The sequence below is a fragment of the Caballeronia sp. AZ7_KS35 genome, from assembly GCF_023631045.1.
Classification (GTDB): Bacteria; Pseudomonadota; Gammaproteobacteria; order Burkholderiales; family Burkholderiaceae; genus Caballeronia; species Caballeronia zhejiangensis.
The window spans coordinates 89,694-113,466 of record NZ_JALQDV010000017.1; the positions used below are offsets into that span (position 1 = coordinate 89,694).

Consider the following 23,773-nt stretch of genomic DNA (forward strand, 5'->3'; position numbering starts at 1 on the left):
AGAGGAAGCATTAACGAGCATGAGCCGGCCACGGCACGGCTTTCGTTTGATTCACATCCATTTCACGAAAGCATGACGCTTTGACCGGACGCCCCTTTCGGGACGTAACAGCAGACCTTTATGAACAATACACAAGACCTGTCGATCATTTCCCTCGTCGTTCACGCGAGCCTGCTCGCGCAGGCCGTGATGGCGCTGCTGTTGCTGCTGTCGCTCCTGTCGTGGACCTTCATTTTCCGCAAGTGGTTTGCCATTCGCCGCGCGCGCGCGCAGACCGAGCGCTTCGAGCGCGATTTCTGGTCGGGCGGCGACCTGCAGGCGCTGTATCAAAGCGCGGCGAACAACCGTCACACGATCGGCGCGCTCGAGCGTATCTTCGAATCCGGCATGCGTGAATTCCTGAAGGGCAAGGAGCGCCGGATCACCGATCCGGGCGCGATTCTCGACGGTTCCCGCCGCGCGATGCGCGCCGCCTTCCAGCGCGAAATGGACGTGCTCGAAGCGAACCTCGCGTTCCTCGCGTCGGTCGGTTCCGTGAGTCCTTATATCGGTCTCTTCGGCACGGTTTGGGGGATCATGAATTCGTTCCGCGGTCTCGCCAATGTGCAGCAGGCGACGCTCGCGAACGTGGCGCCCGGCATCGCCGAAGCGCTCGTCGCGACCGCGATCGGCCTCTTCGCCGCGATTCCCGCAGTGGTCGCGTACAACCGCTACGCGCACGACATCGACCGTCTGGCGATCCGCTTCGAGACCTTCATCGAAGAGTTCTCGAACATCCTGCAGCGTCAGGCGCACTAACAGAAGGAGTCCGCGATGGCAGGCCCCATTCGTTCTAGCATGCGCGGCGGCTCGCGCCGCGCGATGGCCGACATCAATGTCGTGCCATACATCGACGTGATGCTCGTGCTGCTCGTCATCTTCATGGTGACGGCGCCGCTCGTTTCGCCCTCGATCATCAATCTGCCGACCGTCGGCAATGCGCAGCCGCAGGAGCAGCAGCCGCCGCTCGTCATCAACATCAAGGCGGACGGCAGCATGAACGTGCGCTACAAGGAAGAGGGCGGCGCGACGCAAGAGCAGAAGATGACGATGAACGATCTCAACAGCTTCGTGCTCAACCGTCAGGAATCGCATCCGGATCAGCCCGTCGTGATCGCGGCGGACAAGACCGTGAAGTACGAAGTCGTGATGAACGTGATGTCCGATATGAAGGCGCGCGGCGTGAAGCGCGTCGGATTGCTCGTCAAATCGCAATGACCCTTTCGCACAGGCCGACACGCGCATCGTCCGCGCGACCGAATCGCCCGCCGCGTGAACGCGGCACGGGTAAGGCGTTCGCGCTCGCGGCGTTGATGCATCTGCTGCTCGGCTGGTTCCTGTATCACGGCATCAACTGGCAGAACAACACGCCGGCGGGCGCGGAAGCGGAAATCTGGACCGAGATTCCGGACACGCCCGCGCCGACGCCGCGCCCTGCCCCGCCGCCGCCCGCGCCGGTGAAGGTGCAGCCCGCGCCGCCGCCGGCGAAGGACGAAGACGCGGACATCGCGTTGCAGGAGAAGAAGCGCAAGCAGCAGGAAGCCGCCGCGCGCGAAGCGCAACTCGCCGAGCAGCGCCGTCAGCAGGAAGAGGCGAAGCAGGAAGCGGAAGCGAAGCGTCAGCAGCAGCTCGCCGCGCAAGCCGCCCAGCAGAAGGCGATGCAGGACAAGCAGAAGCAGATCGAGCAGCAGCGTCAGGCCGACCTGCAGAAGCAGCAACAGAAGGCGCAGCAGGACAAGCAGCGTCAGCAGCAGCAAGCCGAAGCGCAGAAGCAGGAACAGCTCAAGGAGCAGAAGGAGAAGGAGAAGGAACAGCAGGAAGCCAAGGCGAAGGCCGACGCGCAAGCCAAGGCCAAGGCTGAGTCCGACGCGAAAGCGAAGGCCGCGGCGCAAGCGAAAGCCAAGGCCGACGCGGAAGCGAAAGCCAAGCTCGATGCCGAGCGCAAGGCGCGTCTCTCGCAACTGCAAGGGCAGTTGGGCGGCGGCACGGCGGGCAGCGGCGAAGGCCTCGCCAAGAGCGGCACCGGCAAGGGCGCGGGCGGCAATGCGACCTCGCCTGGCTACGCCGAGAAGGTGCAACGTCGCGTGCGGCCGAACATCGTGTGGGCCGGCGAAACGGCCGGGCTCGAGACGGTCGTGTCGGTGCGCTGCTCGCCGTCGGGCACGCTGCTGTCGGCGAATATCACGCGCTCGAGCGGCAACGAGCAGTGGGATCAGGCGGCACTGCGCGCGGTACAGCGCTCGGATCCGATGCCGGTGGATATCGACGGCAAGGCGCCTTCGAGCTTCACGATCACGCTGCGTCCGGCGGGCAGTTAACGCGCTAGTCAGCAGTGAAGCGCGCTTGAAAGCTCGCATTAAGCAGCGGGAACGAAATGTGCGACCGCGGGTCTGTTCTGCAGTCCGCGGACACTTGAAAACGCTTTTATCTGGAACCTATACAGCATGAGTTTGATGACGAAGCTTGGCCTGAAAACGCTGGTCGCGTCCTGCCTGATCGCAGCCGGCACCGCTGCACACGCCCAGTTGAACGTACTCGTGACCGGCGTCGGTTCGACCCAGTTTCCGATCGCGACGGCCAATTTCGCCAATGAAGCGAGTTCGCCGCAGCAGGTCAGCGCGATCATTCGCCAGGATCTGCAGCGCAGCGGCAAGTTCACGAATATCGACGCCGGCAGCGCGCCGGTCGCGGAATCGGATACGGTCGATCTCGGCGCGTGGAAGGCAAAAGGCGCGGACGCGTTCGTGTCGGGTAGCGTGAACAAGCTGCCGAACGGCCAGTACGAAGTGCGCTTCCGCCTCTACGACACCGTCAAGCAGCAGAACCTGGGCGGCCTGTCGCTCGTCAGCGCCGAAAGCGGCCTGCGCATGAGCGCGCACAAGATCGCCGACTACATCTACGCGAAGCTGCTCGGCGGCCGCGGCGTGTTCGCAACGCGTCTGTCCTACGTCATTCAGACGGGCGGCCGTTATCAATTGCAGATTTCCGATTCGGACGGTCAGGACGCGAAGATCGCCCTCTCCAGCCCGGAACCGATCATTTCGCCGGCGTGGTCGCCGGACGGCACGAAGGTCGCATACGTGTCGTTCGAGAAAAAGAAGCCGGTGGTGTACATCCACGACCTGCCGACGGGACGTCGCGTGGTCGTGTCGAATCAGAAGGGCAACAACAGTGCCCCGTCGTGGTCGCCTGATGGCCGCAAGCTCGCGGTCGCGCTCTCGCGCACGGGCAACACGCAGATTTTCGAAGTCAACGCAGACGGCTCCGGCCTGCGCCGTCTGACACAAGGCAGTTCCATCGACACCGAGCCGTTCTACTCTCCTGATGGCAACTGGATTTATTTCACGAGCGATCGCGGCGGCCAACCGCAGATCTACAAGATGCCGGCGGCGGGTGAAAGCGCCGGCGCGGCCCAGCGGGTCACGTTTGCGGGTGCGTACAACACCAGCCCGCGCGTGAGTCCGGACGGCAAGCAACTCGCGTACATTTCGCGCACTGGCGGCGGCTTCAAGCTGTATCTGCAGGACCTCGCGTCCGGCACGGCGACGGGGCTGACCGACACGACGCATGACGAATCGCCGAGCTTCGCGGCGAATGGTCAGTACATCCTCTACGCCACCCAAGTGAACGGACGTGGCGTGTTGGCAGCCGTTTCGACCGACGGTCGCACGCGGCAAGTCTTGTCAGTTCAGGGCGGTGCGGTGCGCGAGCCGTCCTGGGGTCCGTTCATGCAATAAGTCCAGCAATAACGTTTCACATACAACGTTCAGCTACAACACAAGGAGAGGTACCATGATGTCGAAACTTCGTATCGGCCTGGCAGTTGCGATGGTCGGCGCATTGGCGGCGTGTCACTCGGGCGTGAAGCTCGACGAAGGCCAGAACAAGGGTGCAGTCGGCACGCAGCCGAACCCGACGGACGTGAAGCAGGTCAACATCGACCCGCTGAACGATCCGAACAGCCCGCTCGCCAAGCGCAGCATCTTTTTCGACTTCGACAGCTATGCCGTGAAGGACGACTATCAGCCGCTGCTGCAACAACACTCGTCGTACCTGAAGAGCCATCCGGAGCGTCACGTCCTGATTCAAGGCAACACCGACGAACGCGGCACGAGCGAGTACAACCTCGCGCTCGGCCAGAAGCGCGCGGAAGCCGTGCGTCGTGCAATGTCGCTGATGGGCGTCGCCGATTCGCAGATGGAAGCCGTGTCGCTCGGCAAGGAAAAGCCGACGGCAACGGGTCACGACGAATCGTCGTGGGCACAGAACCGCCGTGCGGACCTCGTGTACCAGCAGTAATTTATTTAACGTAACCAGTCACGGGTGAGTCGCCCTATGTTGTATCGCTTTCCCTTGCTGCGCGCGGCCGCAGCCGCGTGTGTAGTCGGTTCGACGATGCTGAGTGCGCCCGCGCACGCCGGCGTCTTCGACGACAACGAAGCGCGTAAAGCCGTGCTCGATCTGCGCACGAAAACTGACAGCCTGTCCAGTCAGTTGCAGGCCGCGCAGCGCACGATCCTCGATCAGCAGAATCGTATCGACCAGCTCAATCAGCAGGTCGCGACGGTTCGTGGCCAGAACGAGGATCTGGCCAACCAGGTCGCCACGCTGCAGAAGCAGCAGAAGGACTATTACGCCGATCTCGATTCGCGCTTGAAGAAGTTCGAGCCGCAGCAAGAGACGATCGATGGCGTGACGGGTTCGGTGCAGCCGGGCGAGACGGAAGCGTTCAACGCAGCGTCGACTCAGTTCCGTAACGGTGACTACAAGAATGCCGCGGCGGCGTTCAAGGCGTTCGTGGCGAAGTATCCGCAGAGCCCGTATCAGCCGACGGCGCGGTATTGGCTCGGCAATGCGCTCTATGCGCAGCGCGACTACAAGGGATCGACTGCGATCTGGCAGGACCTGGTGAAGAGTTATCCGACGCATCCGCGAGCGCCCGAGGCGTTGCTCGCAATCGCGAACAACCAGATCGAGCAAGGTCAGAAAGCGGCTGCCAAGCAGACGCTTCAGCAGATCATCTCGCAGTACGCCGGCACGGAAGTCGCGCAGACCGCGCAGAGCAAGATGTCGCAAGTGAAGTAAGCGAAGCCGGAGTTTGGCGTTTCGCGCCTCTCGAGGAGAATGCCCGCGGGCAATGAAGCCGCGGGCGTTTTTCTTTCGATGATTTGATGATTCTTCAACCGAACAGGTTGACAGATTCGCGGGTCGAGGTTTATAATTTTGCCTCTTTCGGGTCGTTAGCTCAGCTGGTAGAGCAGCGGACTTTTAATCCGTTGGTCACAGGTTCGAATCCCGTACGGCCTACCAAGTATCAGGTAAGAAGCCCAGTCATCGCGACTGGGCTTTTTGCTTTGGGCGTTCGGTCCTTCGCATTACTGTTCCCGCAGCCTTAGCCGCGGCGTGAGCTCGAGCGCGGCGACGGCCTCGAACATATCGCTCGCTTCGCTCAACGCACGTTCCGCTTCGGTCTTGCGCTTCTTGTAGCTCGAATGTCTGTTGAACCCGGCACCCAGCAGCAGCACGCCGACCAACGCGCTCGGCCAAACGAAGTACGCCGCGAGCAGGCACAACACGCCCCAGAACGTGTAGGGCCAGAGCTTCGGCTCGGCGGGTATCGAATTGCGCGCCATCTCGATTCTCGCGAGCGCCCGTTCCAGTCCTTCAACGTAACCGCCGCGCTCCCGCAACCGCCCCTCTATTTCATAGACCCGCGCGCATCGTCTTCTCCTTCGACGGAAGCGACAAGGAACCGATGTCCGTCAGCAAGCTGATCGATTCGTTGACTTGCGCGAAGGATGGCGCCAACGACGCGAAGGTCTGTTCGTGCTCGGGAAGCGCCATCGCTTTGCGGACGTCCGAACGCCAAACGCAGACCCCGTGCGAAAAGAAATATTGCTGGATCGCGCGCGATGTCCGGTTCTTGAGACCCGCGAGAAATTCCTCGTTCGCCTGTTCCCTCTACTCATTGTTTTCGCTACTCGACATGCTGGGGCCTCATCCCCCGGCGCCGCTATTCTTTCCGCTTATGTCGAAAACCGTCACCCGAAAAATCCGAAGGCCTGATGGCCGCCCCGTCCGATCAAGACACGATTTGTCTCGATAGTTTCTATAATCAGGAGCAACCTTTCCTCGCCTGCGCATCATGACCTCCAGCCTCGACGAAGCCATCCTCCGCGTGCTCCCTACCGAGCGCGACGCGACCGCGTGGTTATCGACGCCCGAAGTCCGCAGACGTCTCGAAGAGCGCGGTCATCGCGTCGGCTATACGAAGAAGGTGCAGCGTCACCTGACGGCGCTCGAAGCCGATGCGCGCGTCGTATCCATGCTCAACGGCCGCGAGCTGCTCTGGCAGCGCAAGCCGTGGCTGCACGGCTTGCAGGAAGGCATGAGCGGTTTGATGAGCGCATCGGAGGCGGTGGCGTTTCACATCCTTCAGCGCTTTGCGGGCAACAAGCTGCCGAATGCCGTCACGCGCGACATCGATCCGCTGTTCAAGGCCGCCGAATCGCGGCTGTCGCAGGAAACGGCGGACAGCCGCATCTATCGCGCGTGGGCCGACAAGATCGATTCCGTCGATGGCGCTTTCACGCTGATTCGGCCGAAGCTGCGTCCGGAAATCTTTCAGACGGTCGCGACCGCTACGTTCTTCGAGCGCGAACTGCTCGTACAGTATCGCGCGGCATATCGGGGCGAACGCAGCGACGAACCGCGCACGAAAAAGCTGTGGCCGCTCGCGCTGGTCGAATCCGCGGGCGTGATGTATATGGTCGCGCAAGATCCGAGTCGCGCGCCGCGTCCGGAGAAAGGCGAAACGGAATGGACGCGCGCGCTGTATCGGCTGGACCGGATTCGCTCGGTTTCGGAGTCGGGCGAATCTTTCACGTATCCGGACGATTTCAAGCTGCGCAAATACATCGAAACGCAGCAGGTCTTCGACTTTCTGCCCGAGCCGCCGGTGCTGCTCGAACTTGCGTTCGAAGGCAACGCGGGCAATCAGTTGCGCGAATCGCCGATGTCGAAGGATCAGAAAATCGACACGTTGCCCGACGGCCGCATGAAAGTCACCGGCACCGTCACGCCTAGTCTCAAGCTGCGCTGGTGGCTGCGCGCGCTCGGCGCGGGCGTCGAGATTCTCGCGCCGCAAGCGTTGCGTGACGAGTTCGCCGAGGATTTCGCCAAGCTGGCGAAGCGCTATCGGTCGAGCTGACGCATCAGCCCATATAACGCACGTTCACCTGCGGCCCGAACACCTCGCGCACGATATCGACGAGATGATCGTGGTGGCTCAGAAAGATCACCTGCGTGCGTTTCGCGATCTGTGCGAGCACGCGCAAGCCGGCGCGCGCGCGGCCATCGTCGAAGTTGATGAAGAGATCGTCGGCGACGAACGGCAACGCCGACGCCTTCTCGCCATGCTCTTCCAGCGCCGCGAGTCGCAGCGCGAGATACAGCTGATCGCGCGTGCCCTCGCTCATGCCGGCGATATCCACATGCTCGCCGCTCGCGCGAATCGCGGACAGCGCCATCGGCTGACGATCGTAATCGACGACGAGCCGCGAGAACGTGTCGAGCGTGAGCGCCGAAAAAATCGTGCTTGCGCGCGACAGCATCGGTCCCTGACGGCGCTCGCGATAACGGTCGATCGCCCACTTGAGCAGCGTCGACGCCGTTTCGACCTTGACGAAGCGCTCGGCGGCATCGGACATCGTGGCGAGCGCTTCCTGGCGCTTCGCTTCGGCGCGCGCGGCGCTCGCTTCGCCTGAAATGGCATTGAGTTCGCGGCGCGCGGCGTCGAGTGCCGTCGCCGTTTCGCTCGCAATTCTCACCGATTCCGACAGCGCCGCGCCGATGCGCGACAACTCCGCCTGCACGTTCGACATGTCCGCGCCCTCCACTTCCGCGATGAGTTCGTCGAGCGTCAGGCCATCGCCGCCCTTGATGAGCGCGGCGCGCGCGTCGTCGACGGCGGCGGCCAGTTCGCGCTTCTTCTGCGATTGCGCGATGCGTGCCTGAAGCACGTCCGGCGTATCGACACCCGCCAGATCGTAGAGCGGACGCAGCGTCGCCTTCGCTTCCTCGACATCGGCGTGAGCGCGACGCACGTGCTCGCTCGCCGACGCGTGCTCCTTCTTCAAACGCTCACGCTCGCCATGCGCGGCGCAAGCGAGATCGAGACGCGCCGACAACGCCGTCGCAGTCGCGTTCGCGCCGAGCGCCGCGAGCGATTCGTCGAGTTCGCGCGCAAGGTGCGATGCCTCGGCGTCGAGCGCTGTTAGCGCCGCGCGCATCGCGTCGATCTGGCCGTTGCGTACGGTTTCGATGTGCGTCAGTTGCGCGCCGATCTTCTTCACCATGTCGATGGCCGCTTCCGCCGCCGCCTGCGAATCCGCTGCGTTCGCGAGTCCCGCTTTCGCGATCGCCGCCGACCACTCGCATTGCCAGCGTTCGAACGCTTCGCGCGCCGCTTTCGCCGCGCCTTGCCGCGCGATGCGCTCGGCTTGCGCTTCGTCGAGTTGCGCGGATACGTTGCGGCGCGTGACCGCGGCTTCGTCGATGGCCGCGATCTTCGCCTCGGCCAGATCGCAGAGCGCGTCGAGATCGGCGCGTGCGTCCGCGTCGTCCAGATGCCGCGCGAGTTCGTCGCGGCGCGCGCGGGAATCGGCGGCTTCGCGCGCGAGTTCTTCGGCGCGCGCATCGAGCGTCTGCGACGCGGCCAGCGCCTTGTCACGCGATGCGATCCACGACGGCGCATCGTCGAGCGACATGTCCGCGATCTGCGACTGCGCGGCGAGCGCGCGCCACGATTCGTCGAACGATGTCAGCGCCGATTCTGCTTCGCGCACGCTTTGCTCGCGTCGCGCGAGCGTCGATTCTTCGTTCGCGACGCGCCGCTTCAAGGCCGCGAGTTGCGTCGCGTGATTCACGGAACCCAACTGACGATCGGCGAGACCATCCGCCGCGTGCATCGCCGTTTCGAAACCAGAAGCGCCTCGATCGAGCGCGACGTCGCCGGACCGGATCGCGCGCCACGCTGCATCGCGCGACGTACGCGCGTCCCGAACCTGATCGCCCGTCACGACATCGTGCGTCTCGACCAGACTGTCGAGTTCCGATCGCACGGCGTGCAGCGCGTCCTGCGCTTCCTTCGCGCGATCGGCCGCGAGCGTCAGCCGCGACGACAGATCCTGCCGCCGCGCGCGCAATGCGGCGATGCGCTCCGCCGCCGGCAGCGTCATCGACCTGAGTTCGCCGATCGGACGCGACCATCGCCCGAGCGACGCCATGCCCGCTTCGAGCAACTGTTGCGCGTCGCGCTTCGCATCTTCGAGGCGCTGCTGCGTCGCGCTCGCATCGCGATACTTCTGCGCGGCACGCAATGCAGCGCGCAGACCCGGCGACACATCGCCGTTCGCGATCGTCGCGAGCTTCGTTTGCAGCGTGACGATCTGCGCGGCGCATGCGTCGGCGGCTTGCTCCGCATTGCGCGCGGCGAGTTCGAGTTCGCCGCGTTCGAGCATCAGGCTCGTGACGGCCTGAAGCGCGAGCGCGCCGGGCATCGCGCCGCGCACGCCCGCTTCGTCGAGCGGCCAGCCGAGCTGCGCGCCGTCCTGCGCAATCTGGCGCAGCCGCAGCGCGACTTCCTGTTCGAGCCGCGCGATTTCGTTCGCGTGATCGGCGCAGCGCTGTCGCGTGGCGTCGAGCGCACGAATGCGCGCTTGCGCGGCGAGGACCGCGTCGTCGATCACGATCGCGTCGAGATCGGCTTGCAGCTGCGCGGCGGCTCTTGTGTGGACGTCGAGCGCGCTTTGCGCCGCCGCGAGCCGCTTCAGCGCGTTTTGCAGCGTCGCCTCGGCGTTCGCGGGCAGATCGACGGCATCGCCCAGTTCGCGCAATTCCGCGGCCTTCTCACGCCACACGTTCAAGTACGGCGCCACGCGCCTCACGCGCTCCAGCTTGGCGCGCTGCGTTTCGAGCTCCGTGCGGCGCGCGTCTTCATCGCGACGCTTCTCCTCCGCGTCTTCCACGGCGCCGTGCGCGCGACGCCACTGCGCCGTTCTCACGCTCGCCGTCTTCAGCTCGGCGGTGGCTTCGTCGTATTGCTTCAGGCCGATGTAATACGCGCGATCGCCCGACTTGCGCTTCGCCCACAGTCGATCGGCCTCGTCAGCGAGACGTTGGCGCACGTCGCCGAGACTCGCGATGCCCGCCGCCGATTGAAACAGCACCTGCCCGACATCGCTCGATGCATCGAGAATGGCTTCGCCGCCGCGCCGCAGCGCCTCGTGATTCAGGCAGTACATCTGCTCGAAGAAGCCTTTATCGGATGCGCCCAGAAACGTCGCCAGCGCGTCGGCGGGCAGCGCATCGCCGTTCGGCGTGCAGAGCGACGACTTGCGGCTCTTCGTACGATGGAACGCGAACGCGTCGCCGCCCGTTTCGATCGACGCCCCGAGCCGCAGATCGCTTTGCGGATGCACGAACGCAAGCGGCGAGCTATGCGGCATGCCGAAGAGCAACTCGGAAATCGCGTTCTTGATGGTGGATTTGCCCGCCTCGTTCGGACCGACGACAAAGTGAAAATCGTGTTCCGCCGCCGGAAACTCCACCGTGTGATCGGTGAACTTGCCGTAGCGGATGAGTTCGAGCTTGCCGATACGCATGCCTTACTCCGCGTCCGATAATTGCGCGATCAGCCCCGAGCGCACTTCGGCGACGAGCTTAGCGAGTTCGCCATTGCGCACGTGCTCGAGCTCCGGCACGGACTTCTGCAACTCGCTCGGCGCCTGCGACGCCAGTGCGATCAGCCTTTCCTTCAACATGCTCAGAAACTCCGGGTCGGATTCCGCTTCGATGAGAAGACCGTGAAGATCGGCGAGCGCATCGGTGCGGCCGGTGGCGGGCTCGCTGTGCGCGAGCGGCTCGGTCGCGATCCTCACTTTTTCGAGCCAGAGCCGGTCGTGGCTGATCGCGGCGATCTGCGCGAGGACTTCCGCGCGCAGTTGCGCTTCCAGCCCGAAGAGTTCGCCGTGCGCCGCGGTCGCGCCGGCGATCGTCACGCGCACGGCGTGCGGCACGGGCGCCGCGGACGATTCGACGAGCGCTTCGAGCGCACGTCCGACCGCGAGCGCGACTTCATCGAGCGTACCCGCCTGCGATGCGTCGACTGTCACGGCTTCCCAACGCAGCACGTCGATGAAAAGCCGCTCGACGCTCACCTCTTCCGCGTCCGAAACATTGACGATGACCGCGCCGCGCCGTCCCGTCTCGCGGATATTGCGTCCTTGCAGATTGCCCGGAAACACGATGGTCGACGCGTCCTGCCAGATCGCGTAATCGTGCACATGGCCGAGCGCCCAGTAGTGATATTCCTTCGCGTGCAGTTCGGCGACGGAGCACGGCGCGTAGCTCGCGTGCATCGATCCGCCTTCGAGCGCGGTATGCAGCACGCCGATATTGAAATATCCCGCGACCGGCGCCGGATACGCGGTGACGAGATTCGTCGTGACCGCTTTTTTCTTGAAGCTGTGGCCGTGAAGCGCGACCTTCAGATCCTCGATGAGAAAGGTCTGCGGCTTTCGCGTCGAGAACGTGTGGACGTTGTCGGGCAACTGAAGCTGGCTCGTCATTTCGCTTTCGGCGTCGTGATTGCCGAAGAGCACGTACACCGGAATGCCCGTGCGACGCAGCCGCCCCATTTCACGGCAAAAGAAGATGCCCGTGTTGTGATCGCGCCAAGTGCCGTCGTAGAGATCGCCGGCGATCACCATGAAGTCGACTTGCTCGTCGACCGCCACCGACACGAGCTTCGAGAAGGCCTCGCGCGTGGCGTTGCGCAGCATGTCCGCGGGCGCGTCCGCGTAGGCGGAGAGGCCGTGCAACGGGCTGTCGAGATGGATGTCCGCCGCGTGTATGAAGCGCATGGCGCTCGCTCCTTTCAATGGGACCGACGATCATAGCAGCCGGTCAAGACACATCGTGTCCCGATCGACGATGCGTCTTCGGGACGCGATATGTCCCGCCCCGCTCGCAGAATCACTCGTCCGGATTCAACGCGAAACAAGGACCAGACGATGAACGCAACACTCGAACGAGACGCCACGATCACGAGCCCTTACACGCCGGGAAACGTCGATGCCGCAATCGGGCATCTGGAACGCGTGCTGTCGGCGGAAAGCGCGAATTCGCTGTTCGGCCAGACCTATTGGCGTACTCGCGTGCAGCAGGTGAGCGCAACGCGTGGCCTGCTTCACGAGCAGCGCGTGCGGCTGGAACGGCTGATGAAACTGCTGTCGGATGCGGGCCGCGTTCAGCCCTTCGAGCGCTGAACGGCTTGTGCCAGCGCGACGAATTCCGCGACCGGCACTTCCTCGGCGCGGCGCGTGAGATCGAAGCCGAGCGCGTCGAAATCGATCGCGTCGCGGTACGCGCTCAGGTTGTTGCGCAATACCTTGCGGCGCTGCGCGAACGCGGCTTTGACGACGTCGCTCAGCACGGTTTCGTCGACTTCGGGCAACTCGTGCGGCGCGAGCGGAATCATCCGCACGATCGCGGAATTCACCTTCGGCGGCGGATTGAACGATTCGGGCGGCACGTCGATCAGCTTGTCCATCACGTAGCGGTATTGCAGCATCACCGAAAGACGCCCGTAGTCCTTGCTCGCAGGTTCGGCGATCATGCGTTCGACCACCTCGTCCTGCAGCATGAAATGCTGGTCGATGACCTTGTGCGCGAACGTCGTCAAATGGAACAGCAGCGGACTCGAAATGTTGTACGGCAGATTGCCGACGATGCGCAGCGTCGGCTTCTCACTTTCGAGCGCGAGCGAAGCGAAATCGAAGTCGAGCGCATCGGCGGAATGCACGACGAGCCTGTCGCCGAAACGCTTTTCCAGACGGCCGATCAGATCGCGATCCAGTTCGACGGCGTGCAGCGGCGACTCGGGCGTGGCAAGCCGCTCGATCAGAGGCTCGGTGAGCGCCGCGAGGCCCGGCCCGATTTCGACCATGCGCTCGCCGCGCTTCGGCGCGATCACATCGACGATGGAATCGATCACGCCCTGATCGACGAGAAAGTTTTGCCCGAAGCGCTTGCGCGCGAAATGGCCTTGGTGTTTGGTCGACATACTGATTCGAATTGATTGCGCGCGAGTTCAGGCGCTGCGCTTGTGGCGCGCCATCGTAACGGCGGCATCGATGGCGGCGATCATGCTGCCCGGATCGGCGCGGCCCGTGCCGGCGAGATCGAGCGCGGTGCCGTGATCCACCGACGTGCGGATGATCGGCAAGCCGAGCGTCACGTTGATGCCTTCGCCGAAGGTCGCGTACTTCAGCACCGGCAAGCCCTGGTCGTGGAACATCGCGAGCACGCAATCGGCGTCTCTCAGATAGCGCGGCTGGAACAGCGTATCGGCGGGATACGGACCGGGCGCATCGATGCCGAGCACGCGGGCGCGTTCGAGCGCAGGCGTGATGACGTCGATTTCCTCGCGGCCCAGATAGCCGTTTTCGCCCGCGTGCGGATTGAGCCCGGTGACGAGAATGCGCGGCGCGGGCAAGCCGAAATGCGCGCGCAGATCGTGATCGATGATGGTGAGCGTTTCGACGAGACCGTCGATGCTGAGCGCCGCCGACACGTCCTTCAGCGGCAGATGCGTGGTCGCGAGCGCGACGCGCAACGGACGTTCGCTGGAACCCGCGAGCATCATCACGACGCGCGGCGTATGCGTGCGCTCGGCGAGGTATTCGGTGTGGCCGGTGAAGGGCACGCCGGCATCGTTGATGGTGCTCTTTTGCAGCGGCGCGGTGACGATGGCGTCGAACCGGCCGGAGACCGCGCCGTCGATGGCGGCATCGAGCAGACCGAGCACGTAGCGCCCGTTCGCCGCATTCAGTTTGCCCCCTTCGGCGGGAACGGCGAGCGCGTGATGTTCGATGTCGACCGAGTCGGGCCATGCGCCGCCCGCGCGGGACGTGAGCAGATCGCGATCGCCGAGCACCGTGAAGCGCGCCGATGGCCAGCGCTCGCGCGCCTCGCTTAGCGCCGTCGCCGTCAGTTCCGGGCCGACGCCGGCCGGCTCGCCGGTCGTAATGGCGATGGCGAGCGGTCGGGCATCGGCATTCATGCTGTTACTGCGCTTGGGCAGCGACGCCCTTGTACTGCACGTACGCGGTGTCGCGCAGTTCGCGCAGCCAGTCGGAATACGCCTGCTCGGCCTTGCGCTGGCCGATCGCCTGACGCGCGATGTCGAGTTGCTGCGACGCCGATCCTTCCGCATCCCGGCGAGCGAGCACCTGAATCAGGTGATAGCCGTACTCGCTGCGCACCGGATCGCTGACCGCGCCGTCCTGCAGGTTGTTCATCGCGCGCTCGAATTCCGGCACGGTCTCGCCCGGGCTGATCCAGCCAAGATCGCCGCCTTGCGACGCCGAACCGTCCTGCGAATACGTGCGCGCGAAGTTGGCGAAATCGCCGCCGTTCGCGACCTGCTGCTTGATGTCGAGCAGCCGCTGGCGCGCGGCCTGTTCCGACATGCCGTCCGACACGCGCAGCAGGATGTGGCGCACGTGCGTCTGCACGAGTTTCGGCGCATCGCCGGCGGTGCCCTGGCTCGCGCGGCGATCCACCAGCTTGATGATTTCGAAGCCGCCGTCGGTCCGCAACAGCGTCGGCACGACCTGGCCCGGCCGCAGCGTCGACACTGCAGTCACGATGCCCGCCGGCAGCGAGCCGGGCGCGCGAAAACCGAGATCGCCGCCCTTGCCGGCGTCCGTGTCCTGCGAATTCTGCTTTGCGAGCTTGGCGAAATCGTCGCCGGCTTGCGCCTGCTTGAGCACGGCTTCGGCCTGCGCCTGAACCTTCGCGACTTCGCTTTCCGGCGCGTCCGACGGCAGCTTGAACATGATGTGCTGCAAACGCAGATCGCTCGCGTTGCGCGCGCCCGGACCGCGCTGGCTGGCGATGTAGTTCGCCACTTCGCCGTCGGACACGGTGATCTTGCTATCCACTTCCTTTTCGCGCAGCTTCGAGAGCGTGAGCTCCGTGCGCGCGTCGCGCATGAAGGTGGACCAGGGCACGCCCTGCGCCTCGATGCGCGAGCGGTAGACGTCGAGCGTCATCTGGTTTTGCTGCGCGAGACGCGCGAGCGTGCGGTTCACGGTGGCGTCGTCGATGACAATGCCGTCTTCCTTCGCCTTCTGGAGCTGAATGCGCTCGATCACCATCTGATCGAGCACTTGCCGCTGCATCTGATCCGCAGGCGGCACCGGCGCGTTTTGCTGCTGGAGACGCTTGACGATGAGGGCGGTGCGCTCTTCCAGCTCGCGCTGCGTAATGACGCCGTCGTTCACCACCGCGACGACGGAATCCGCGACCTGCACATTGCGATTCGACAACGCCTGCGCACCGGCCGGCGAACTCAGGATCAGCGCGCCGACCAGCACGCCCGCTGCGATTGCCGTCGATCGAAACATATTCACGTTTGCCACAGATACTCCATCAAATACGGACTTCACCGTTCGTGTCCTGCTTGTGTGTCCTGCCCTGCGCGGCCGCCGACGCGCTCTTCGCTGCACGTCCGTGGACGCCCCGAGCCCGATCCGGCCTCACTCGTAATCGCTGTACCGGGAGAGCGGCGGCGCCGCCGCCGGCGGAGGCTGATAACCCTGAACGCTCGCGCGGAACGCGCTGACGAGCCCGTTGTCGACGTTCGACAAGCCCTTGAACGTCAGCTGCGCGAGCACGCGCGTGCCCGAGGACGGCTGGCCCAGCGTGTTCACGCCGTTGGCGTAGCGCTGCATGCCGAAGCCGAACGCCCAGCAGTCGGCATCGTACTGGAAGCCCAGAAGCCCGTCGACGAGACGATGGCTCGCGAGATCATAGTTCACGCGGCCGACGGCATAGAGACGGTTCGTGAGCGGCCATTCCCCCGAGACCAGGATCTGGTTGATCGGCTCGTTCACCAGCGTTGTCTGGTTCGAACGCGTGTAGCGATAGCCGACGTTGATCACCTTGCGCGCGCCGGGACTGAACGCAAAACCGATGCTCGAGCGCACGAGCTGGTTGTTGTCCACATTATATTGGAACGCAGTTTCCGAAGCGAAACCAGCACCCAGCTTGATGGCCGCGCCGGCGATCAGGTCGGAGTGCTTTGCCTGTCCCGGCGGCTGATCCGGCGAGATCGTGACGCGCTGGCTCTGGAAATAATACTGCTGCGCGATGACGAAACGCGCACGCTCGTCGCCCGTCGCCGGGTTGATGAAGCGCGTGGTCAGGCCGGCCGTCAGGCGATTTGCGTCCGCGATCCGGTCGTTGCCGACAAACGTGTTCGGCGTGTAGATCTCAGCGAGACCGAAGTCGGCTTCGGCGGTATCGAAGATCGGCGCAAAGTCCTGATTGTGATACGGCGTGTAGACGTAGTAGAGCCGTGGCTCCAGTGTCTGGATGTAGTCCTGCCCGAAAAGCCGCACCGAGCGGTCGAACACGAGGCCCGTGTCGAAGCTGAGCGTCGGGATCGACTCGGTGAAATTCTTCGGCTGTCCCGCGACCGGCGGCGACGAACCCGCGACCTGCGTCGTCGCGATATGGCTCAGATCGTACGACGCGAAGTGCCATTGCACTTTCGGCGTGACGAAATAACCGGGCGCATTGACGCCGTAGCTCAGGTACGGATTGAAGTACAGTCGGTTGCCGTCGGTGGCGCCGTCGGTCGTGATCGTGAAGCGCGTGGCGTCCAGTTCCGCGCCGTAGTCGAAGCCGCCGACGTTGTACTTGTTGTACTGAACGTTGACCTGCGGCTCGCGGGCGTACGGCGGCGTCGAGGGTTGCAGCGTCTGCCAGCGCTGTTCGCGCGCGAGCACCGACCACGGGCCGTTGTTGTACGTGAGCCCCGCTTCCTGCTGATACAGCAGTTGCGTGCCGTTCAGGAACTGATTCGACGCGTTGCCCAGGTCTTCCGGATATTGGTCGTCCGAAACCTTGTTGTAATTGATATAACCGCCGAAGCCGCTACCGAAGTTCTGACGGTGCTGCCAGAAGATCGCATAGCGGTTCGAGTGCGTCACGCGATCGTCGGGCAGGTAGTTGACGTCGAGCGAGCCTGAGTACGTGGGCGACAGGTAGCGATACGTCGCCTCGCCCAACACGCCGCGCTTCGTCATGATGCGCGGCGTGACGGTCAGATCGCGATTGGGCGCGATATTGAAATAGTACGGGACCGTCAGTTCGAAGCCGGTCGTCGAACTGAGCGTGAAGGTCGGCGGCAGAAGGCCGCTGCGACGGTCGCCGGTCAGCGGAAACGACAGCCACGGGCTGCCGAAAACCGGCACGCCCTGGAAGAACAGCACGCCATTGTGCGCGATGCCCTCTTCAGCGCCGGTGTCGAAATCGAACGACGTGCCCTTGATGTACCACGCCGGATCGGACTCGCACTGGCAGGCCGTATACGTGCCGTGGTCGATGCGCGCCCGCTCGTTGTCGATCATGTCGGCGCGGGCGGCGCTGCCGGAGCCACCCGTGAGGTTGAAACGGTACTTCGGGTTCGTCATGAACCCTTCATTCGCTTCCACCTTCAGATGCGCTTCGGGACCGACGAACGACACGCCGTTGTTGATCAGCCTGACATTGCCGAAAGCATCGGCCATGTCGGTGTCCTGGTCGTAGTGGAGCGCGTCGCCCTTGATGACCGTGACCGTGCGCCGGATCTCCGCCGAGCCCTTCGCCGCCATGTCTTCGTCGGTCGTGCCCGTCGCCTTGTCACTGAGGAGGAAGGTCGAGGGCTGCTGGCCGTTTTGCAGCGGGCGTTCCTGGAGCTCCGGCGCGAGGCGCAGGCTGCCCGGGCCGTCGAGCGGCTGCGGATAGGCGGCGTCGCCCACGAGCTGCGCGTGGGCAAGAGCGGGCATCAAGCCTGGAACGGATAGAAGCGCAGCGACGAGCCGCCGCCTGCGTGGCTTGTCGTCGCCTTTGATTTTCGATACGGGAAACTGTCGTGGCGGCATGTATGGGTGGCGGTTCGATCCCGTTCGCGTCCCACGCGCCCGATGCCGCCGGGCAGGCGGCCGCGCCTTTCCGCAGTCACGAACTTGACGGTCCGTTGCTAAGCGGGGACGACACTCGATCGAACGGTGACGCTCACAGTCGTCGGGAGCCTGGTGCCAGGCGTGAAACGGATCGCTTAAAAAAGTCGTGGGGTATTATATGGCAAGATGTTTGGCCCCTCGAATTTATGACGCACATTCCTTCCGACGCCCGCCTGAACCAGCTTCGCTCGTGGCTCGAAAACGTCGCCGGACCCTACCGGCTGAACGTCGCGGGCCTCGCTCCCGCCTCCGCCGATGCCAGCTTTCGCCGCTATTTCAGGCTCGAGAGCGATTCGGCGTTCGGCAAAACGCTCATCGCCGTCGATGCGCCGCCGCCGGAAAAATGCCGCGAATTCGTGCAGGTCGCCGGGCTTCTCGAGGCCGCGAACGTGCATGTGCCGAAAGTTTTGGAAACGGATTTCGACGCCGGTTTCATGCTGCTCACCGATCTCGGCACGACGACTTACATGTCGGTGCTCGACGAAAAGAACGCGCGGCCGATGATGCGCGCCGCGATCGACACGCTGATCCGCTTTCAGCAAACCGCGCGCGAAGGCGTGCTGCCGCCGTTCGACGAGGCGTTCCTGCGCCGCGAGATGGAGCTGATGCCCGAGTGGTTCATCGGACGCCATCTGGGCCGTGAAGTCGCCGCCGACGAACGCAAGACGCTCGACGCCACGTTCACGCTGCTCGTGCAAAGCGCGCTCGCGCAGCCGCAGACTTTCATGCTGCGTGACTTCATGCCGCGCAATCTGATGGTGTGCGAGCCGAATCCGGGCGTGCTGGACTTTCAGGACGCGGTGTACGGCCCGATCACGTACGACATGGCCTCGCTCATGCGCGACGCGTTCATCAGCTGGGAAGAAGAGTTTCAGCTCGATTGCGTCGCGTATTACTGGGAGCGCGCAAAAAAGGCCGGACTTCCCGTCGATGAGGATTTCGGCGAGTTCTATCGCCAGCTCGAATGGATGGGCCTGCAGCGCCACATCAAGGTGCTCGGCCTCTTCGCGCGGATTCACTATCGCGACGGCAAGCCGCGCTATCTCGCCGATCTGCCGCGCTTCATCGGTTATGCGCGCAAGGTCGCGGAACGCTACGCGCCGCTGTGGCCGTTCGCGCGTCTGCTCGATTCGCTGGAAGGGCGCGCGGTCGATGTCGGCTACACCTTTTGATTCACGATGACGCACGCTTTGAAAACGGCGATGATCTTCGCCGCCGGACGCGGCGAACGCATGCGCCCGCTCACCGACCTCTGTCCGAAGCCGTTGCTGCCGGTCGGCGGAAAGCCTTTGATCATGTGGCAGATCGAGCGTCTCGCGGCGGCGGGCGTCGAAACGATCGTCATCAATCATGCGTGGCTCGGCGATCAGATCGAAAGCGCGCTCGGCGACGGTTCTCAAAGGGGCGTCGAGCTGCGCTATTCGGCCGAGACCGAAGCGCTGGAGACGGCGGGCGGCATCGCACGGGCGCGTCATCTGATCGGCGATGACGTGTTCATCGCGGTAAGCGGCGACGTCTTTTGCGACTTCGATTACGCGACCTTGCGCGAGCGCGCCTCGACGCTCGCTTCGATGCCCTCGCCCGGCATGCATCTCGTGATGGTGCCGAATCCGCCGTTCCATCCGAAGGGCGACTTCGCGCTGAACGACGGCACGCTCGCGCTGGAAGGCGAGCCGCGCTATACGTTCGGCAACATCGGTCTGTACGACACGCGCATGTTCGACGATCTCGCACCCGGCACGCGCCGCGCACTCACGCCGTACTATCGCGAAACCATCGCGGCCGGGCGCGCGAGCGGCGAGCTCTACGAAGGCCGATGGGAAAACGTCGGCACGCCCGCGCAGCTCCGCGCACTCGACGAGGAACTGCGGGCGGGGTGAGCTTCGGAGATTGGGACGCATCCGATGGTAAAATGCGCGGTTCTCGCGTCTTTTCCTTCCATTGCGACAAGCAATCATGTCCGATACCCGTCCCGATACCCTCTTTGCGCTCACCGCGCTCTCGCCGCTCGACGGCCGCTATGCCGCCAAGACCGAAGCCCTGCGCGACTGGCTTTCCGAAGCCGCGTTCATGCGCCATCGCGTGACGGTTGAGATTCACTGGCTGATCGCGTTGTCGCGCGCGGGTTTGGCCGAAGTGCCGCGCTTCTCCGACGCTTCCGAACAGTTCCTGCTGGGCCTCGCCGAGCGCTTCACCGCGCACGATGCGGCGCGCATCAAGGACATCGAACGCGTGACGAATCACGACGTGAAGGCCGTCGAATACTGGCTCAAGGAGTCGGTCAAGGGTCAGCCGGAACTGGAGCGCGCAAGCGAATTCATCCACTTCGCGTGCACGTCGGAAGACATCAACAACACATCGCACGGTCTGATGCTGGCCGGCGCGCGCGAACGCGTGATTTTGCCCGCGCTGCGCTCGGTGCATGAACGTCTCGTGAAGCTCGCGCACATGCACGCAGAGCAGCCCATGCTTTCGCGCACGCACGGTCAGCCCGCCAGCCCGACGACGCTCGGCAAGGAAATCGCCAATGTCGCGGCGCGTCTTGCGCGCGCGATCACGCGTATCGAGAAGGTCGAACTGCTCGGCAAGATGAACGGCGCGGTCGGCAACTTCAACGCGCATCTGTCGGCGTATCCGGACTTCGACTGGGAAGCGTTCTCGAAAGATGTCGTCGAAAATCGGCTGAAGCTCACGTTCAATCCGTACACGATCCAGATCGAGCCGCACGATTACATGGCCGAACTGTTCGACGCCGTCGCGCGCGCGAACACGATTCTGCTCGACCTCGATCGCGATGTGTGGGGCTACATTTCGCTCGGCTATTTCAAGCAGAAGACGAAGGCCGGTGAAATCGGCTCGTCGACGATGCCGCACAAGGTCAATCCGATCGACTTCGAGAACTCGGAAGGCAATCTCGGCCTCGCGAACGCGACGCTGCGCCATCTCGCGGACAAGCTGCCGGTCTCGCGCTGGCAGCGCGATCTGACCGATTCGACGGTGCTGCGCAATATCGGCGTCGCCTTCGGGTACTCGCTGCTCGCTTACGACGCGCTGATCCGTGGCCTCGACAAGCTCGAAGTGAACGCGGCGCGTCTGAACGAAGATCTCGACAATACGTGGGAAGTGCTGGCCGAGCCGGTGCAGACGGTGATGCGCCGCTACGGCATCGAGAACCCGTATGAGCAATTGAAGGAACTGACGCGCGGCAAGGGCATCACGCGCGAGGCGCTGCAGACGTTCATCGGCGGGCTGGCGATTCCGGCCGACGCGAAGAAGCTGCTCCTTGAGATGACACCCGGCTCGTATATCGGCAAGGCGGTGGAGCTGGCGAAGCGGATCAGCTAAGCAAAAAGGCAAAAGCCTCGGAATTCCGGGGCTTTTTTCATTGGCGCGTCATTTGCGCGTCTTCAACTTCTCGAGCACGTTGTCGACGATCTGCTCGGGCGTGAGCTCGATGCTTTCCGTAATCGCCTCGTCCTCGCCGGGTTCTTCCAGTGTGTCCAGTTGGCTCTGCAACAGCGACGGATCGAAGAAGTGTCCGGTGCGCGAACCGAGACGCTCGCGAAGCACATCCATCGTGCCGTGCAGATAGATGAAGCACACGTCGCGATCGCCGTCGCGCAGGATGTCGCGATACGAGCGTTTCAGCGACGAGCACGTAAATACCGCCGTCTCGCCCGCACGTTGCTTTTCCTCGATCGCGGCACGAATGGTCTTGAGCCACGGCCAGCGATCCTCGTCGGTCAGCGGGATGCCCTTGTGCATCTTCTCCTTGTTCGCGGCGCTGTGGAACGCGTCGCCGTCGGTGAAAGTGCAGTGCAGCCGCTCCGCCAGCATCTCGCCGATGAGGGACTTGCCGGCACCCGACACGCCCATTGCGATCAAAATCATCGAAGTCTCCTTACACGAACATCGCGAGCACGAAGGTCAAGCCCAGGCCCATCAGAGAGATGATCGTTTCGAGCAACGACCACGTCTTGAACGTCTGACCGACCGTCATCCCGAAATACTCTTTGATCAACCAGAAGCCGCCGTCGTTCACATGCGAGAAGATCAGCGAGCCGGAGCCGGTGGCGAGCACCAGCAGTTCCGGGCTCGTGTGACCGCCCGCCGCGGCGGCGATCGGCGCAACGATGCCGCAGGCGGTGGTCATCGCGACCGTGGCCGAGCCTGTCGCCAGACGGATCAGCGCGGCGACGAACCAGCCAAGCAACAGCGGCGACAGGCTCGCCGACGACGCGGTCGCGACGATCTGCTGCGAAATGCCGCTATCGCGCAGAACCTGGCCGAAGCCGCCGCCAGCGCCGACGATCAGCGTAATGCCCGCGATCGGCGCTAGGCACTCGCCGCAGAACTTCTGAATCTGCTCACGGTTGAAGCCCTGCTTCGCGCCGAACGTCCAGAAGCTGACCAGCACGGCGATCAACAGCGCCATATCCGACTGGCCGATGAAACGCAGCAAATCGTTCGGCAGCGTTTTCGGCGTGAAAACCAGATCGGCCCAGCTCCCGATCAACATCAGAATGACTGGCAGCAGAATGGTGAACAACGTGATGCCGAAGCTCGGCAAATCGCGCTTCTTCTCGGTATCGCCGTGCTTCTGGGTGAACTGGTCGGCGAGCGCGTTGGCGTCGGGCAGCTTGATGTATTTGTGGATCAACAGCGCGAACAGCGGGCCGGCGACGATTGCAGTCGGCACGCCGACGATCAGACCGTAGGCGATTGTCTTTCCGATATCGGCGTGGTACGCCTGCACCGCGAGCAACGCAGCCGGGTGCGGCGGAATCAGACCGTGCACGACCGAGAGACCCGCCACCATCGGTAGACCGATCAACAGCAGCGACTTGCCGGTGCGCTTCGCGACGTTGAACGCAATGGGAATCAGCAGCACGAAGCCCACTTCGAAGAACACCGGCAAGCCGACGATGATCGCGACGACCATCATCGCCCAGTGAATGTTCTTCTCACCGAAGAGATTGATCAGCGTATTGGCGATGCGCTCGGCTCCGCCCGATTCGGCCATCATCTTGCCGAGCATCGTGCCAAGGCCGACGACGACAGCAATGTGACCGAGCGTATTTCCGTTGCCGGTTTCGAACGACTTCACGATTTTGTCCATCGGCATGCCGACCGCGAGGGCAAGCAATACGGACACGATCATGAGAACGAGGAACGGGTAAACCTTATAGCGGGCGATCATCAGGATCAGAACCGCGATCGCGATCACCGCGTAGAGCAGTAGCATGCTCCCGTGGACGGCTGGCATAACGCCTCCTTGATTTTGTTGAGGTTTTCTGCGCTATGTATGCGTTTGCCGTCGTTGCACTGCACACGCGGCAACATCCGGCAAGCGCAAACACGGCGCTGGGCAACGGAATTTTACTTGTAAGCGAGGAAGTCGGCCGAGAAATGGCAGCGAGAAGCGCGCGCGTGCGAAACGCGGCCCCGCTTCCCACCGGACATCCAATTGGCGCGCGCGGCTTCCGCTTGGCCTGAGCTGCGGATTGTCGGCGCGGAACCACGATTACTTGGCGATCCTTGCAATCCGGACGGCGTCCCGCCACACGGACATGTCGTCCGGATCGTTAGCTTCTTGCCGGTAAGCCGCTAATGTGGCGCCCTGACCGTCTGCCAGGTTGCATACCGCGCCGCCAGAA

The 23,773-nt window shown here is 63.7% G+C and carries 20 protein-coding genes and 1 tRNA gene; 12 read left to right on the forward strand and 9 right to left on the reverse strand.

From position 1 onward, the window contains the following. Positions 1 to 120 precede the first annotated feature (120 nt). The 7 genes from tolQ to NCT05_RS14195 all read left to right on the forward strand — a co-directional run bounded on the left by tolQ (position 121) and on the right by NCT05_RS14195 (position 5,349). Complete coding sequence (gene tolQ / locus NCT05_RS14165) at positions 121 to 798, forward strand: protein TolQ (protein WP_008342801.1); 678 nt, start codon at positions 121 to 123, stop codon at positions 796 to 798. A gap of 15 nt (positions 799 to 813) precedes the next feature. Further along, positions 814 to 1,257 (forward strand): protein TolR, encoded by a 444-nt coding sequence (tolR, locus tag NCT05_RS14170; RefSeq protein WP_008342802.1) that lies wholly within the window; start codon positions 814 to 816, stop codon positions 1,255 to 1,257. Further along, positions 1,254 to 2,357, forward strand: coding sequence for a cell envelope integrity protein TolA (gene tolA / locus NCT05_RS14175; protein ID WP_008342804.1), 1,104 nt, complete (start codon positions 1,254 to 1,256; stop codon positions 2,355 to 2,357). The genes tolR and tolA overlap by 4 nt, the downstream gene beginning before the upstream one ends. A gap of 126 nt (positions 2,358 to 2,483) precedes the next feature. Next, complete coding sequence (gene tolB, locus NCT05_RS14180; RefSeq protein ID WP_250502598.1) at positions 2,484 to 3,776, forward strand: Tol-Pal system beta propeller repeat protein TolB; 1,293 nt, start codon at positions 2,484 to 2,486, stop codon at positions 3,774 to 3,776. 55 nt (positions 3,777 to 3,831) lie between these two features. After that, on the forward strand, positions 3,832 to 4,338 hold the full coding sequence (pal, locus tag NCT05_RS14185) for a peptidoglycan-associated lipoprotein Pal (RefSeq protein WP_250502599.1): 507 nt from the start codon (positions 3,832 to 3,834) through the stop codon (positions 4,336 to 4,338). A 36-nt stretch (positions 4,339 to 4,374) separates the two neighbouring features. After that, positions 4,375 to 5,124 carry a tol-pal system protein YbgF gene (gene ybgF / locus NCT05_RS14190; RefSeq protein WP_250502646.1) on the forward strand — a complete coding sequence of 250 codons (750 nt, stop codon included), beginning with the start codon at positions 4,375 to 4,377 and terminating at the stop codon, positions 5,122 to 5,124. A 149-nt stretch (positions 5,125 to 5,273) separates the two neighbouring features. Further along, positions 5,274 to 5,349 (forward strand) — tRNA-Lys (locus NCT05_RS14195). A gap of 65 nt (positions 5,350 to 5,414) precedes the next feature. Here the strand turns inward: NCT05_RS14195 and NCT05_RS14200 are convergent. Next, on the reverse strand, positions 5,415 to 5,672 hold the full coding sequence (locus NCT05_RS14200) for a hypothetical protein (protein ID WP_250502600.1): 258 nt from the start codon (positions 5,670 to 5,672) through the stop codon (positions 5,415 to 5,417). Between the two features lie 512 nt (positions 5,673 to 6,184). On the opposite strand from NCT05_RS14200, the gene NCT05_RS14205 reads away from it, so the two are divergent. Next, positions 6,185 to 7,249 (forward strand): helix-turn-helix transcriptional regulator, encoded by a 1,065-nt coding sequence (locus tag NCT05_RS14205; protein WP_250502601.1) that lies wholly within the window; start codon positions 6,185 to 6,187, stop codon positions 7,247 to 7,249. A 4-nt stretch (positions 7,250 to 7,253) separates the two neighbouring features. On the opposite strand, the gene NCT05_RS14210 is transcribed toward NCT05_RS14205, so the two are convergent. Beyond that, the gene (locus NCT05_RS14210) at positions 7,254 to 10,703 is read right to left on the reverse strand and encodes an ATP-binding protein (RefSeq protein WP_250502602.1); all 3,450 of its coding nucleotides are present in this window, start codon (positions 10,701 to 10,703) and stop codon (positions 7,254 to 7,256) included. 3 nt (positions 10,704 to 10,706) lie between these two features. Next, on the reverse strand, positions 10,707 to 11,963 hold the full coding sequence (locus NCT05_RS14215; RefSeq protein WP_250502603.1) for a metallophosphoesterase family protein: 1,257 nt from the start codon (positions 11,961 to 11,963) through the stop codon (positions 10,707 to 10,709). Between the two features lie 150 nt (positions 11,964 to 12,113). Between NCT05_RS14215 and NCT05_RS14220 the strand changes: the two genes are divergently transcribed. Then, the gene (locus NCT05_RS14220) at positions 12,114 to 12,368 is read left to right on the forward strand and encodes a hypothetical protein (protein WP_008342820.1); all 255 of its coding nucleotides are present in this window, start codon (positions 12,114 to 12,116) and stop codon (positions 12,366 to 12,368) included. On the opposite strand, the gene rsmA is transcribed toward NCT05_RS14220, so the two are convergent. From rsmA to NCT05_RS14240, 4 genes are all read right to left on the reverse strand, one after another. Further along, positions 12,350 to 13,165: a 16S rRNA (adenine(1518)-N(6)/adenine(1519)-N(6))-dimethyltransferase RsmA gene (gene rsmA / locus NCT05_RS14225; protein ID WP_008342822.1), complete on the reverse strand. Its 816-nt coding sequence runs from the start codon at positions 13,163 to 13,165 to the stop codon at positions 12,350 to 12,352. The two genes, NCT05_RS14220 and rsmA, sit on opposite strands and share 19 nt — an antisense overlap. A gap of 27 nt (positions 13,166 to 13,192) precedes the next feature. Further along, the gene (gene pdxA / locus NCT05_RS14230; protein ID WP_250502604.1) at positions 13,193 to 14,164 is read right to left on the reverse strand and encodes a 4-hydroxythreonine-4-phosphate dehydrogenase PdxA; all 972 of its coding nucleotides are present in this window, start codon (positions 14,162 to 14,164) and stop codon (positions 13,193 to 13,195) included. 4 nt (positions 14,165 to 14,168) lie between these two features. Next, the gene (locus NCT05_RS14235) at positions 14,169 to 15,512 is read right to left on the reverse strand and encodes a peptidylprolyl isomerase (protein ID WP_008342825.1); all 1,344 of its coding nucleotides are present in this window, start codon (positions 15,510 to 15,512) and stop codon (positions 14,169 to 14,171) included. 132 nt (positions 15,513 to 15,644) lie between these two features. Continuing rightward, the gene (locus NCT05_RS14240) at positions 15,645 to 18,035 is read right to left on the reverse strand and encodes an LPS-assembly protein LptD (RefSeq protein ID WP_244807614.1); all 2,391 of its coding nucleotides are present in this window, start codon (positions 18,033 to 18,035) and stop codon (positions 15,645 to 15,647) included. A 227-nt stretch (positions 18,036 to 18,262) separates the two neighbouring features. Between NCT05_RS14240 and NCT05_RS14245 the strand changes: the two genes are divergently transcribed. The 3 genes from NCT05_RS14245 (at position 18,263) to purB (ending at position 21,461) form a co-directional block, all read left to right on the forward strand. Further along, the gene (locus NCT05_RS14245; RefSeq protein ID WP_250502605.1) at positions 18,263 to 19,288 is read left to right on the forward strand and encodes an aminoglycoside phosphotransferase family protein; all 1,026 of its coding nucleotides are present in this window, start codon (positions 18,263 to 18,265) and stop codon (positions 19,286 to 19,288) included. 6 nt (positions 19,289 to 19,294) lie between these two features. After that, entirely contained in the window at positions 19,295 to 19,996 is a 702-nt protein-coding gene (gene murU, locus NCT05_RS14250) for an N-acetylmuramate alpha-1-phosphate uridylyltransferase MurU (RefSeq protein ID WP_008342831.1), read from the forward strand. 76 nt (positions 19,997 to 20,072) lie between these two features. Continuing rightward, complete coding sequence (gene purB / locus NCT05_RS14255; protein WP_008342833.1) at positions 20,073 to 21,461, forward strand: adenylosuccinate lyase; 1,389 nt, start codon at positions 20,073 to 20,075, stop codon at positions 21,459 to 21,461. A 48-nt stretch (positions 21,462 to 21,509) separates the two neighbouring features. Here purB and NCT05_RS14260 read toward each other — a convergent pair whose 3' ends face one another. Both NCT05_RS14260 and NCT05_RS14265 read right to left on the reverse strand, forming a co-directional pair. Next, positions 21,510 to 22,007: a gluconokinase gene (locus NCT05_RS14260; RefSeq protein ID WP_008342835.1), complete on the reverse strand. Its 498-nt coding sequence runs from the start codon at positions 22,005 to 22,007 to the stop codon at positions 21,510 to 21,512. A 10-nt stretch (positions 22,008 to 22,017) separates the two neighbouring features. Beyond that, the gene (locus NCT05_RS14265) at positions 22,018 to 23,382 is read right to left on the reverse strand and encodes a GntP family permease (protein WP_008342836.1); all 1,365 of its coding nucleotides are present in this window, start codon (positions 23,380 to 23,382) and stop codon (positions 22,018 to 22,020) included. Between the last annotated feature and the right edge of the window lie 391 nt (positions 23,383 to 23,773).

Excerpts from the sequence above, each read along its gene's own strand:
- NCT05_RS14260 (WP_008342835.1), bottom strand. The coding sequence starts at position 22,007 with ATGATTTTGATCGCAATGGGCGTGTCGGGTGCCGGCAAGTCCCTCATC.
- tolB (WP_250502598.1), top strand. The coding sequence starts at position 2,484 with ATGAGTTTGATGACGAAGCTTGGCCTGAAAACGCTGGTCGCGTCCTGC.
- NCT05_RS14235 (WP_008342825.1), bottom strand. The coding sequence starts at position 15,512 with ATGTTTCGATCGACGGCAATCGCAGCGGGCGTGCTGGTCGGCGCGCTG.
- murU (WP_008342831.1), top strand. The coding sequence starts at position 19,295 with ATGACGCACGCTTTGAAAACGGCGATGATCTTCGCCGCCGGACGCGGC.
- NCT05_RS14215 (WP_250502603.1), bottom strand. The coding sequence starts at position 11,963 with ATGCGCTTCATACACGCGGCGGACATCCATCTCGACAGCCCGTTGCAC.
- NCT05_RS14200 (WP_250502600.1), bottom strand. The coding sequence starts at position 5,672 with ATGGCGCGCAATTCGATACCCGCCGAGCCGAAGCTCTGGCCCTACACG.
- ybgF (WP_250502646.1), top strand. The coding sequence starts at position 4,375 with ATGTTGTATCGCTTTCCCTTGCTGCGCGCGGCCGCAGCCGCGTGTGTA.
- purB (WP_008342833.1), top strand. The coding sequence starts at position 20,073 with ATGTCCGATACCCGTCCCGATACCCTCTTTGCGCTCACCGCGCTCTCG.
- tolA (WP_008342804.1), top strand. The coding sequence starts at position 1,254 with ATGACCCTTTCGCACAGGCCGACACGCGCATCGTCCGCGCGACCGAAT.
- NCT05_RS14210 (WP_250502602.1), bottom strand. The coding sequence starts at position 10,703 with ATGCGTATCGGCAAGCTCGAACTCATCCGCTACGGCAAGTTCACCGAT.
- NCT05_RS14220 (WP_008342820.1), top strand. The coding sequence starts at position 12,114 with ATGAACGCAACACTCGAACGAGACGCCACGATCACGAGCCCTTACACG.
- pdxA (WP_250502604.1), bottom strand. The coding sequence starts at position 14,164 with ATGAATGCCGATGCCCGACCGCTCGCCATCGCCATTACGACCGGCGAG.
- NCT05_RS14240 (WP_244807614.1), bottom strand. The coding sequence starts at position 18,035 with ATGCCGCCACGACAGTTTCCCGTATCGAAAATCAAAGGCGACGACAAG.
- NCT05_RS14265 (WP_008342836.1), bottom strand. The coding sequence starts at position 23,382 with ATGCCAGCCGTCCACGGGAGCATGCTACTGCTCTACGCGGTGATCGCG.
- NCT05_RS14205 (WP_250502601.1), top strand. The coding sequence starts at position 6,185 with ATGACCTCCAGCCTCGACGAAGCCATCCTCCGCGTGCTCCCTACCGAG.
- rsmA (WP_008342822.1), bottom strand. The coding sequence starts at position 13,165 with ATGTCGACCAAACACCAAGGCCATTTCGCGCGCAAGCGCTTCGGGCAA.
- pal (WP_250502599.1), top strand. The coding sequence starts at position 3,832 with ATGATGTCGAAACTTCGTATCGGCCTGGCAGTTGCGATGGTCGGCGCA.
- tolQ (WP_008342801.1), top strand. The coding sequence starts at position 121 with ATGAACAATACACAAGACCTGTCGATCATTTCCCTCGTCGTTCACGCG.
- NCT05_RS14245 (WP_250502605.1), top strand. The coding sequence starts at position 18,263 with ATGACGCACATTCCTTCCGACGCCCGCCTGAACCAGCTTCGCTCGTGG.
- tolR (WP_008342802.1), top strand. The coding sequence starts at position 814 with ATGGCAGGCCCCATTCGTTCTAGCATGCGCGGCGGCTCGCGCCGCGCG.